Annotated in this window: 13 protein-coding genes and 2 pseudogenes; 9 read left to right on the top strand and 6 right to left on the bottom strand. The window is 41.9% G+C overall.

All coding sequences use genetic code 11. From position 1 onward, the window contains the following. Positions 1-100: IS3 family transposase (locus MOF34_RS20635; RefSeq protein WP_268401576.1), on the top strand; the 100-nt coding region annotated here is incomplete at its 5' end. Between the two features lie 62 nt (positions 101-162). On the opposite strand, the gene speA is transcribed toward MOF34_RS20635, so the two are convergent. Next, the gene (speA, locus tag MOF34_RS20640) at positions 163-1,635 is read right to left on the bottom strand and encodes an arginine decarboxylase (RefSeq protein ID WP_268401565.1); all 1,473 of its coding nucleotides are present in this window, start codon (positions 1,633-1,635) and stop codon (positions 163-165) included. Between the two features lie 183 nt (positions 1,636-1,818). On the opposite strand from speA, the gene MOF34_RS20645 reads away from it, so the two are divergent. Further along, on the top strand, positions 1,819-2,085 hold the full coding sequence (locus MOF34_RS20645; protein ID WP_019714280.1) for a UPF0223 family protein: 267 nt from the start codon (positions 1,819-1,821) through the stop codon (positions 2,083-2,085). 31 nt (positions 2,086-2,116) lie between these two features. Here MOF34_RS20645 and MOF34_RS20650 read toward each other — a convergent pair whose 3' ends face one another. Beyond that, a complete protein-coding gene (locus MOF34_RS20650; protein ID WP_019714281.1) occupies positions 2,117-2,755 on the bottom strand; it encodes a YktB family protein in 639 nt (212 codons plus the stop codon). Between the two features lie 238 nt (positions 2,756-2,993). Between MOF34_RS20650 and MOF34_RS20655 the strand changes: the two genes are divergently transcribed. The 3 genes from MOF34_RS20655 to MOF34_RS20665 all read left to right on the top strand — a co-directional run bounded on the left by MOF34_RS20655 (position 2,994) and on the right by MOF34_RS20665 (position 4,571). Further along, complete coding sequence (locus MOF34_RS20655) at positions 2,994-3,182, top strand: hypothetical protein (protein WP_009967148.1); 189 nt, start codon at positions 2,994-2,996, stop codon at positions 3,180-3,182. 137 nt (positions 3,183-3,319) lie between these two features. Next, on the top strand, positions 3,320-4,117 hold the full coding sequence (gene suhB / locus MOF34_RS20660) for an inositol-1-monophosphatase (protein ID WP_268401567.1): 798 nt from the start codon (positions 3,320-3,322) through the stop codon (positions 4,115-4,117). Positions 4,118-4,142: 25 nt separating this feature from the next. Next, entirely contained in the window at positions 4,143-4,571 is a 429-nt protein-coding gene (locus MOF34_RS20665; protein WP_268401569.1) for a GNAT family N-acetyltransferase, read from the top strand. 74 nt (positions 4,572-4,645) lie between these two features. Here the strand turns inward: MOF34_RS20665 and MOF34_RS20670 are convergent, their stop codons facing one another. Beyond that, complete coding sequence (locus tag MOF34_RS20670) at positions 4,646-5,560, bottom strand: class I SAM-dependent methyltransferase (protein WP_268401571.1); 915 nt, start codon at positions 5,558-5,560, stop codon at positions 4,646-4,648. Positions 5,561-5,982: 422 nt separating this feature from the next. Next, entirely contained in the window at positions 5,983-7,548 is a 1,566-nt protein-coding gene (gene nprE / locus MOF34_RS20675) for a neutral metalloprotease NprE (protein ID WP_268401573.1), read from the bottom strand. A gap of 286 nt (positions 7,549-7,834) precedes the next feature. Between nprE and MOF34_RS20680 the strand changes: the two are divergent. Further along, positions 7,835-8,004 (top strand): annotated as a pseudogene (locus tag MOF34_RS20680) (hypothetical protein); the annotation flags it as partial. Positions 8,005-8,047: 43 nt separating this feature from the next. Then, positions 8,048-8,137 (top strand): annotated as a pseudogene (locus tag MOF34_RS20685) (anti-sigma factor); the annotation flags it as partial. 40 nt (positions 8,138-8,177) lie between these two features. Here the strand turns inward: MOF34_RS20685 and MOF34_RS20690 are convergent. Further along, on the bottom strand, positions 8,178-8,789 hold the full coding sequence (locus tag MOF34_RS20690; RefSeq protein WP_268401575.1) for a hypothetical protein: 612 nt from the start codon (positions 8,787-8,789) through the stop codon (positions 8,178-8,180). 272 nt (positions 8,790-9,061) lie between these two features. After that, positions 9,062-9,250 (bottom strand): YlaF family protein, encoded by a 189-nt coding sequence (locus MOF34_RS20695; protein WP_003221324.1) that lies wholly within the window; start codon positions 9,248-9,250, stop codon positions 9,062-9,064. Positions 9,251-9,361: 111 nt separating this feature from the next. Here MOF34_RS20695 and typA point away from each other — a divergent pair, with 111 nt between their 5' ends. Together typA and MOF34_RS20705 are read left to right on the top strand one after the other, a co-directional pair. Next, positions 9,362-11,200, top strand: coding sequence for a translational GTPase TypA (gene typA, locus MOF34_RS20700; RefSeq protein ID WP_019714290.1), 1,839 nt, complete (start codon positions 9,362-9,364; stop codon positions 11,198-11,200). 55 nt (positions 11,201-11,255) lie between these two features. Continuing rightward, positions 11,256-11,573 (top strand): YlaH-like family protein, encoded by a 318-nt coding sequence (locus tag MOF34_RS20705; protein WP_003221327.1) that lies wholly within the window; start codon positions 11,256-11,258, stop codon positions 11,571-11,573. The last annotated feature ends 141 nt before the right edge of the window (positions 11,574-11,714 follow it).

The following is an 11,714-nucleotide window of genomic DNA, read 5'->3' on the forward strand; positions in this document are numbered from 1 at the left end:
ACGCTCTGTCATAGAATACATTCATTATTATAACAATATTCGTATTCATACGAAACTAAACAACCAATCACCGATAAACTATCGACAATTGGCTGTTTAAAAGGTGTTTTGATCCCTGTCTCAAAAACGGGGATCAGTCCCCTCAAGCCGCATGCTTTTTATTTATTGAATCGCTTTTTGTTCTTTAATGACCCGAATCATCTTTAAAGTTGAGTCTTCAGGTCCTTGAACAGGGAGACCTGCGTCAAGGTTCTTGAAAATGTAGCTGATGTTGTCTTCTGTAATTATTTCACCTGGAATGAAGATTGGAATACCAGGTGGATATACCATTACAAATTCAGCGATAATCCGTCCGACTGCTTCTCTTAAAGGGATGACTTCCGTATTTGCGTAGAAAGCATCACGTGGAGTCATTGCCAATAAAGGAATTCCTGGGAGAAGAACTTCAGTTGGCTGATGTGTTACATCTTTTTCTGACATATGATGTGCAATCTCTGTTAAAGCCTCTACAAGCCGGTCTGCATCATTTTGGCTGTCACCAGGGGTGAAAATACACAAAATATTGTAAAGATCAGAAAGCTCAACTTCAATATTAAAGGATTCACGAAGCCATTTTTCTACGTCATGGCCTGTGAGTCCAAGACTTTTAACAGAGATAATCAATTTTGTCGGGTCATAGCTGTAAGCTGCTTTTGAAACAAGAATCTCAGAACCGACACAATAAATGCCTTCAATCTGATTGAGGCGGTCTCTCGTCTGGCTGGCAAGCTTCAGTGTTTCCTCAGCAAGCTGATGGCCTTCTGTCGCAAGGCGTTTTCTGGCAACATCCAGAGAGGCGAGAAGCAAATAAGAAGTTGATGTTGTTGTCAGCATGCTCAGAATGGATTGCACTCTGTCCTTGGATACAAGGCCCTCTCTTATGTTTAAAATGGAGCTTTGCGTCAGTGATCCGCCCAGTTTGTGTACACTAGTCGCAGCTATATCTGCTCCTGCCTGCATGGCTGAAAGCGGCAATTCATCGTGAAAATGAATGTGAACGCCGTGTGCCTCATCAACAAGCACCGGCACATCAAACGAATGAGCGAGTTCTACGATGCTTTTTAAGTCGGCTGCAACACCGAAATATGTCGGGTTGATGACGAGAAGCCCTTTTGCATCTGGATGCTCGGTAAGCGCCCGTTTGGCAGATTCAAGTGTAATGCCGTGGGAGATGCCTAATTCATTGTCAATTTCAGGATGAATAAAGATTGGAATTGCTCCGGAAAATACAATAGCTGTCATAATTGATTTATGCACATTTCTTGGAATAATAATTTTATCTCCAGGTCCGCAAACAGCCATCACCATTGTCATAATGGCGCCGCTTGTTCCCTGAACAGAAAAAAATGTGTGGTCTGCGCCAAATGCTTCGGCCGCCAGATCCTGTGCCTGTTTAATGATGCCTTTTGGCGCGTGCAAGTCGTCTAATGGTTCAATATTGATTAAATCTATGCTTAACGCGTTTTCACCGATAAATTGTCTGAATTCTGGGTCCATTCCTGCCCCTTTTTTATGGCCGGGAATGTGGAATTGTACAGGCTGTCTGCTTGCATGCTTTTTCAGTCCTGTGTATAAGGGTGTTTCATGTTGCGACAATTGTTTTCCCACCTTTGTAATCATACCTATGCATAATAGTGTGTATTAAAATCAGTTTCTCAACCGTTTTTTAGACGTAAAACAAATGAATTATATTATGAACTTGAAAGAATGTAAAGAACAATTTATGATCAATGAAGATGCTTTCTTTTAAGAGAAGCAAATCTATAAGGAGTGAAGAAAATGGAATACCAATATCCGATGAATGAAGATTGGACAACCGAAGAAGCAGTGGATGTGATCGCGTTTTTTCAGCAGGTTGAGCTTGCATACGAAAAAGGTGCAGATCGTGAAGAACTGCTTAACGCTTACCGCCGATTCAAGGAAATAGTACCGGGAAAGGCTGAGGAAAAAAAGATATGCGGCGAGTTTGAAGAACAAAGTACATACTCTCCTTATCGCACGGTCAAACAGGCAAGGGAATCTGATCAGGCGAAGATTAAGATGTAAGAAAAAGAGCCGGGGATACTCCGGCTCTTTTTTATGCTTGTGATACTTTTTGGGTGAAGCGGTACAGAAAAGCAAGTTGCTTAAAGGCATCAGTGATACGCTGAAGGAATTCCTGGTTATTCATATTTAGCACTTCTTCTTTTTGAAGCTGGATGCCGCATAACAGCTCAGCTTTTTTAACAGTCTGCAACCGCTCAAACAGCGTCTTCAGCTGTTCCTTGTCCATTTCAGACTGCTTGTGTACGCCCGGTTTTGTATGATCTGCGGACCAAACGAAGCTGTCAGGGATATTCTTAGTGATGGTTTCCTGATTCGCTTCAAGCAATTTGCCGTATTCTTCTTTGATAGGGGATTCATAAATAATCGCGAACCACACAAATACGTGGGTTTCCCATAAACCAATCTGAAAATGCGGCAGTTTTTTATAGCCTCTTTTGCTGTTTGCGAATGCGACCCAGCTGTCAGCAGGAGGATTGACGGATCTTCTTGCGTGCTTGGCCACATGAGGAAACATTTCGTCTCCGGTTAAAGCTGATAAAGTTGGGGCGAAATGTTCGCCTAGAGCTGTAAGTTTTGGACGGACCGTCTCTTTTAATACCTCCATGCGCGCGTCTAAGCCTTCTATTGTAAATGTGTTAAAGTCTTCTTCCGTAAAACGCATTTGTGTCATGGTTTTCCTCCTTCATGCTAGTAAACATATTTTATCACAGTTCATACGAGCGTCAAAAAGATTGAGCGCGTTTGAAGAAAGGGGAAATGAGGTAATAAACCAGTAGGTAAACACACAATTTTCAGAATCGTGTTACGCGTAAATAGAACAAACATACGATATAAGAAGTAATCATTGTTGAATGGCAAAATGGGATGCTTTTTTACAAACAAATGATCTCTGGAAGGGGCGAAAGACAATGAGGCAAGTTGTAAAAGAGGGATTTAAGGAAGAGAAAAACAATCGTGTAGCTGTCTGGAGACTAGAGGTTGATTATGAATTGGCAACCCTATATGAAGCAATGCAAAAAGAAAATGAAGAACAGATTGAACAAAGCAAAAACAAACTTGAGCGACTCAGAAAAGAATGGATTCGTCTTAACGGGTAACAAGCGATAGTGAAAACGAACCGCGTGAATGGTTCGTTTTTACGTGAGAAGGGATATTTTTCATTTTCCTTGCTTTTTCACCGCCGTTATCAGTATCCTATAAAATAAAGGTCTACATAGAAGAGAGGTACGCACGAATGGCAAATTGGACGGAAATTGATGAGATTGCAAAGAAATGGGTAAGAGAAGCAGGCACGAGAATTAAACAATCCATGAATGAAAGCCTGACAATTGAAACGAAATCAAATCCGAATGATTTAGTCACCAATATTGATAAAGAAACGGAAATGTTTTTCATTGAACGCATTCAAGAAACGTTTCCGGGACACCGCATACTCGGAGAAGAAGGACAAGGAGACAAACTCCACTCACTGGAGGGAGTTGTCTGGATTATCGACCCGATTGACGGGACGATGAATTTTGTGCATCAGCAAAGAAATTTTGCGATTTCAATTGGAATTTTTGAAAACGGAGAAGGAAAAATCGGTTTGATTTATGATGTGGTGCATGATGAGCTGTATCATGCATTTAGCGGAAGAGGAGCTTATATGAATGAAACGAAGCTGGCTCCTTTAAAAGAAACCGCTATTGAAGAAGCGATTCTTGCCATTAATGCGACATGGGTAACGGAAAACAGAAGGATTGATCCAAATGTGTTAGCGCCTCTTGTGAAAAGAGTCAGAGGCACACGCTCCTACGGTTCTGCCGCTTTAGAGCTGGCAAATGTCGCTGCAGGAAGAATAGATGCTTACATCACGATGCGTCTTGCGCCATGGGATTATGCAGCCGGCTGTGTGCTGTTAAATGAAGTAGGGGGCATCTATACGACCATAGAGGGAGAGCCATTTACCTTCTTAGAAAATCACAGTGTGCTGGCCGGAAACCCCTCTATACATAAAATGATATGTGAAGAGTACCTTCATGCTCGAAAGTAGGCCATTTGTACAGGATGACCTCTGCTTGTTAGAGAAGCTCGCGGAGGCTCATCCTGTATGGAAAGAGGAGGAGTTCGGGGAGAAAGATGCAGAAAGCTATATGATCTCCTACTCCATGTACAACGGATCATGGCTTATATGGGAAAAAGACGGTTTGCCTATTGCCGTCAGCTATCATCTCGAGTGGGCGCCTTCCAACGGAAAGCCGTGGCTTGGAACGGTGCTGATTGATCCGGCTGAAGAAAAAAAGGGGCATGCGAGGATGATCATTGAACAGATCAGCAAAATTCTCGGAGCCAAACATAAAGCGATGTTTGCGGCAGTTCCCATTGACCGCAGTGAATGGATATTGTTTTTGGGCCAATGCGGATTTGAACAGCTGAAAACGGAGAAAGATGAGAAAGGCAAATCGTTTATGATCCTTGTGAAGCCTTTAGCAGAAGCTGCTGTATGATAACGGCAGCTTTTTTTGTATGCCAGTACCATAAAGAGCCTCCTAAAAATTGAGAGGCTCTGATGAATTAAAAATCATTTTTTTACTGCATGAATATAATGAATCGTTTCAAACGCTGATAAATCGTCTGTTCGATTGTTGAAGAATTGATCATTAATATCGTCTGGTGCTAGATGTTCATAGATCAGTAAACCTGATGATTCTAACTGATTTTCAATTTCTTGATAAGTGAAACACGATTTCATCGGTTCTCCGCTTGCGGCAGCCATTTTCACCATATGTTCAACTCTATTTGACGTTCCTTTTGCTGTAAAGAGTGTTTCGTCAGCATAATCAAAAACGATAGAGCTTCCTGATGGGACATGAGAAAATAAATTTCTGATCAAGCTTGCATTTTCTTCTCTTGCTAAATAATAAGACACTCCCAGAAGGCTGAAGAATGTTTTTGTGTTTTCAAATCCCTCATCTATAAGAGGCTGATACGAAAACGTATTGGTAAAATCCATAGGAACAAAGTGAAGATGTCCCGGAATTGTCAGATCTGTATCTTTTAGCTTATTTTTTTTGAATTGCTGTGTAGCCGGATGATCAATCTCAAAAACTCGTAAGCTGTTTTCTAATTCAGGATGCCGAAAACAGAAAGTATCTAGTCCGGCCCCAAGAATGACATACTGTTTTGCCCCCAGCATCAATTCGTTGTGTAAAACTTTTTCACAATATGCAGCACGTGCTAAGGGTGTAGGCGACAGCTGGATTTGGGTAACCCATTTTAATATGTTTTCAGGATCATTTTGCAGACGTTCGGCCATCTCTTTGTTGAAAAACGATATTCCTTGAACCATATTCTCGCTAATGTTTGTAAATTCTTTTTCATTAATGAGGTCTTTTGCAATAAAATCATCAAAGATGAGAGGCGTGTCATATCGGCTATGATATAAGCGGGCAAAAGCTGAAATTAAAGACGTTATGCTGTACTCAGTTTTCCTCATGAAATGATCCTCCTAAAAAAAATAAGATTCCCCTGGCCAGGAGAATCTTATTATACCTATAAATATATTAGTGGTAAATTATAGCATATAAAAAATTTTTTGTCAATATTTTTGCTCTTTCTTCGGAATGTGATCTTCTTATTTTACCTGAGCCAAGTGTTTGCCGGAAGAATCTCCCTTTAGCCCGGATCAATATTGTATGCTTCAGCGTTGGCTTACTGCTGTTTTTGATCTTTGCAGTTGAGCAGGTAGCCGTATCGCTGCTTCCTCTGTACTACAGCGACTGTGCTCCCATCTGTCGCATATCAGCAAGGGCTGCTGATTCTCATCCTTTCGGGGTGAATGACAGGCTTACAAAAAAGAGAAAAATCTTAAAACACGTAACGAAAAAAAAGCCTGAGACATTTCAGGCTTTTTTAACATTACAAACCAACAGCATTCCAGGCTGCTTCCACTTTAGCGGCATCAGTTGACCCGTACAGATCACGGGCTGATTGAATAAGAGCTGCCTTGGCATCTTTGAACGTGGAAGAAGGCGTGAGGTACGTTGTTAACGCACGGTAATAGATTTGCTGTGATTTAGAGACACCAAGCTTTGTAATAGTATTGTAAGCGGCTTTGTTTGGAATTCCGCTGTTTGTGTGTACGCCGCCATAATCGCCTTCATCTGTATTTGGAAGGTTTCTGTAATTGGCGTAATTGTCAGGCTGGCCGTATTTTGTCGGATTGGACAAGCTGCGGAGAGCAGGCTGGCTGACTGTAATGTCTTCACCGATGTCCCAATCTTCTGTATCGTTAAAATAACCGAATACGTCAGAGAAAGATTCGTTTAATGCCCCCGGCTGATTTTCATAAATCAGGTTGGCCGTTTCTTGAGTGACGCCATGTGTCATTTCATGCGCTGTCACATCTAATGAGCCTGAAAGCGGGGAGAAGAATGAACCGTCGCCGTCACCGTAAATCATTTGGTCTCCTGTCCATGCAGCATTATTGTACCGAGTGCCGTAGTGAACGGAAGAAACGATTTTACTGCCTTTGTTATCATAGCTGTTCCGTTTAAATGTCGTATAAAAATAATCGTACACTTTACCGAGATTATAGTGGGCGTCAACGGCTGCCCGCTGTGATGAAGATGTGAATGTATTTGTTGTACTTGAGACAAGCGTTCCCGGAAGGAAGCTTTGTCTGTTTTGCAAGTCATATGTAATGATTTGAGTGCCTGTTGGTTTTGAAAGATCTCTTAGTACGTATTTTCCGCTTTCATAAGAGATATTCAAAGGAACAGTTGCGCCCTTTAGTGTCGTTCCGCTTCCAGTGGCAGCAGCATGTTCTACTTTGTTTTGCTGTTTTAATATGCTGCCTGTTTCAGCATCAACTAAGACTTCCCAGTTGGCAGGTTCAGGTTCAATATAGCGAATCGTCACGTCGTAAGCAAGACGATAGCTGCCGTCCTTTGTTTCTACAGCTTTTAATTCGGCTTTATTGCTGTTTTTGGCCTTTCCGTTAGATACAGCGTCTGGTGATTTGCCGATGGCTTTGAAAGCGAGTGCCAGCGCTTTTTCAGAAGAGACTTTTTGGCTGTTTTCTGTTTTTGCAGCAGATTGATTGTGTAATTCACCATTGACCGCATAGACATTATCGGATTTATCAACGTGAATGATTACCTGTGAATCTTTAATAGGCACTCCGTTAACCACAGGTGCATATCGAAAGTGCTTGTACCCAAGGTCATCAGTCGTGCTTTCAACAAGCTTCAGCCTTTTGGCGGGATCACCTTTGAAAATGTTGCTGTTCTTTTTCAAAAACTGTTTGACAGCCTTGTCAGTTGGTGTAGAGAGCTCTGACTGCGCAATCGCGTTTTTGGAGAGAAAATTTGTTTGATTCTCTTTAAGCTGATGACTTTCAGCAGCCTGAACACCAGGAAGGCTGATTGACAAACTCATAAACGATGCAGCGACAGCAACAGACAATTTCTTACCTAAACCCACAATAAATCCCCCTTTTTGAAAATACTGAAAAATCTTTATATTGTTATATTAAGCTAGCATTCTCGAATACTCAACAAAAACTAACAAAACTATACAAAATTGATAGAATTGTCCTGTGTTTATTTTTGTTGAATAATATCAAGGTGAGTCAAGTGTCATGTGATGGCTCATTGCAAGTGTTCTGTCTATTTACATAACAAGGGAAAGGTAAGACATGTTTGTTTTTATTGAAACTTTTTGAAAAGCCGGCTGTCTAACCGAATGAGGCCTTAATAAGAAGTAAAGGATTGTTGTTCGTGCGGGCTTATATCTATTGGTGCATCATCATAAAATAAACCCGTACCGCACAATGTTCTTATCAGGTGTTATATTGAGTATTGTGTTGCTGGCCGGAGTATCTGTTGAACTCATTCAGATCAGGTGCAGACAACAAATTTCTCCAGTGCTTACTTGAGAGGACGGCCATGTGCTGTTGATGGTTACCGGAGAAATGTGGATTCAACAGTACTACGGTTTGCTAATCGTTAAAGCTGCCTGTTGGTTTGGAGCGGCAGTTGCCATGATGCTGATCATCAAATTGCTGATATAAAGAAAAGCGCTTGCCGAAATCGGGCAAGCGCTTTTTTACATTAAGCCTGGGGGTGAAGCATACTGTAAATCGCGGCAAACTGTTCTTGTGACAGCGCACTGAAAAGTTTTTCATAAACGTCAGCTTGTAGAGGTGTCGCGCCTGCTTGTACCGCTGCATCTTTATCATAGCTGTATACATCGTCTTGTAATACAATTGCTTCTTGAAGAATGTGAATCTTTAGGGAAACTGCGGATAAAAATTGTTCAAGAGCGAGTGCCTCTTTTTCTGTGAAGCCAAGTTCTACTGCTTTTTCTGTATCGAATTTATATTGCCCATCTTCGACATACACACATTGTGAAACGATGTTGAAAAATTCTGATGTTGACTCCCATAATGATGCGATTACTTGAGCCTCTTCTTTTGTCATTCCTAGCTCGACAGCTTTTTCGCTGTCAAAATAATATACACCGTCTTGTTTGTATATACATTGATTTAGTATATCAATGAATGCATTGAGATCTTCGTTTGTGATTGTCTGGTGCTGAACATGGACAGACGTGTTATCACCTAGAGTTTTTGCGCTGGCTGCATCAGGGCCGAACGCAAATAGAGCAGCTGAAGTTATTGCGGCAGTCGTTAGCATTGCTTTTTTTACAAATGTTTTCTTCATGTTTCTTCTCTCCCTTTTGTGAATTGTGCTACGAATTCCATTATAGAGAGAGATTGGCGTCGAAAAAATAGGTTTTATGGTATTTTATGTATATCGTTACCGAACTACTTTTTGCCGATCGCATGTGTCATCATTAGAACAATTGTCTATGTATGAATGCTGTTTTGCATCTTCCTGACTAAGAAACAGGGGAGATAAGACTTAATCAAATGAAAAACACCGCTTTCTTTGCGGTGTTTTTTGATTACAATGTCTCCAGACGGGCAATGCTTTTAATCAAGCAAGCCTTGCTCGCGCATTTTCTTTTTTAATGTAAATCCTCCGCCCATTACGGCGCAAACAAGCACAATGCTGGCGATAATGCCTGCAGCGCTCTTTTCAGCGATAAAGACGCCGATCAGCATTATGCTGAAAACCGCTGCAAATGCAAATAATAATAGAAGCCAATTCATTTTTTTCATATTTCCATCCCCTTTTACGTCTTATCATAAGTTTACAGAAAAACGTGACGCTTTTGAAGAGGATGTGTGGTATAATATGAAAGTTATCTAATTTTTTTAGGAGATGAAAAAGTGAAACTTCGAAATGATCTTCGCAACATCGCGATTATTGCCCACGTTGACCATGGGAAAACGACTTTAGTCGATCAGCTTTTACACCAGGCTGGTACGTTCCGTGCCAACGAACAGGTTGCTGAACGCGCAATGGACTCTAATGATCTTGAACGCGAACGCGGCATTACAATTTTGGCGAAAAATACTGCGATTAACTATAAAGATACGCGCATTAATATTTTGGATACCCCTGGACACGCAGACTTTGGGGGAGAAGTAGAACGGATTATGAAAATGGTTGACGGTGTACTGCTTGTCGTTGACGCATATGAAGGCTGCATGCCCCAAACTCGTTTCGTTCTGAAAAAAGCTCTTGAGCAAAATCTGAACCCGGTTGTTGTTGTAAACAAAATTGACCGTGACTTTGCTCGTCCTGAGGAAGTGATCGATGAGGTTCTTGATCTGTTTATTGAGCTTGATGCCAATGAAGAGCAGCTCGAGTTCCCAGTGGTGTATGCTTCCGCAATTAATGGAACAGCGAGTCTTGATCCGAAACAGCAAGATGAAAACATGGAAGCTTTATATGAAACCATTATTCAGCATGTTCCGGCACCTGTTGAAAATGCAGATGAACCGCTTCAATTCCAAGTTGCCCTTCTTGACTACAACGACTATGTAGGCCGTATCGGAATCGGCCGCGTATTCCGCGGGACAATGAAAGTCGGTCAGCAGGTTTCTCTTATGAAGCTTGACGGAACGGCTAAGTCATTCCGTGTAACAAAGATTTTCGGTTTCCAAGGCTTAAAGCGTGTGGAAATTGAAGAAGCAAAAGCAGGAGACCTTGTAGCGGTTTCCGGCATGGAAGATATTAACGTTGGTGAAACGGTATGTCCTGTAGACCATCAAGATCCGCTTCCAGTGCTTCGCATTGATGAGCCGACACTTCAAATGACATTTGTTGTGAATAACAGTCCGTTTGCAGGACGTGAAGGCAAATATGTAACGGCCCGCAAAATCGAGGAGCGTCTTCACTCTCAGCTTCAGACGGATGTGAGCTTGCGTGTTGAGCCAACAGCTTCTCCTGATGCTTGGGTTGTTTCCGGACGCGGTGAGCTGCACTTGTCAATTTTAATTGAAAATATGCGCCGTGAAGGCTATGAGCTTCAAGTTTCAAAACCTGAAGTTATCATCAAAGAAATCGACGGCGTACGCTGTGAGCCTGTTGAGCGTGTACAAATCGATGTTCCGGAAGAGCATACAGGCTCAGTTATGGAATCAATGGGTGCCCGCAAAGGCGAAATGATTGATATGATCAACAATGGAAACGGCCAAGTTCGTCTTATCTTTACAGTTCCTTCCCGCGGATTGATCGGTTACTCTACAGAGTTCCTATCATTAACACGCGGATTCGGTATTCTGAATCATACATTTGATAGCTACCAGCCGATGCAGGCGGGCCAAGTCGGCGGACGCCGCCAGGGTGTGCTTGTATCAATGGAAAACGGAAAAGCGACATCTTATGGAATTCAAGGAATTGAAGACCGCGGTGTCATTTTCGTTGAGCCGGGTACTGAAGTATACGAAGGAATGATCGTTGGAGAGCATAACCGTGACAACGACCTTGTGGTTAACGTCAGCAAAATGAAACAGCAGACGAACGTCCGCTCTGCAACAAAGGACCAGACAACTACAATTAAAAAAGCGCGCATCATGTCTCTTGAGGAATCTCTGGAGTACTTAAACGAAGATGAATACTGTGAAGTAACTCCTGAATCTATCCGTTTAAGAAAGAAAATCCTCAATAAAAACGAACGTGAAAAAGCGGCTAAAAAGAAAAAAACAGCAGGATTGTCTTAATCACTTGCAGAATTTGAAAAGATAGAACCCGCACTTTGCAGGGGAGGGAATCTTTTTGAATGACGTAAGTGAACGCCTGTCGTTCTTCGCCGCTCTATATCAAGTAGACCGGCAGCCTGCGGCAGGCATGTGGCTGCTGTACGGCACGATTTTTGTGTTGGCCGTTATTGTATTTAAGCTTGGATTTGCTAAACGGCTTCCGGTATTAAAATCAGCAGTGGTGTATGTATTTCTGGCTTTGGGCTGCACTGTTTTGACCTTTTTAGGAGTGTTTTTGCCCGTGGCAGAGGGATTGATCGTCGCTGCGCTGATTTTAATCATTTACAAAATTCGGCTGTATCAGTCGAAAAAGGGACAGTCTGCAAAATCATAAAAAGACTCAGCTGAGAAGCTGAGTCTTTCAGCGTGTCGACAAAGTCACAATAAGTGGCTTCATCGACACGCTTTTTTTGTTAAAATATGAGTGAATCTAGATTTTGGAGGTTTTACCATGTTGTCCAAACACTAAAAAGAT

Source organism: Bacillus sp. T17B1 (assembly GCF_026796395.1).
Taxonomy (GTDB): domain Bacteria; phylum Bacillota; class Bacilli; order Bacillales; family Bacillaceae; genus Bacillus; species Bacillus spizizenii_A.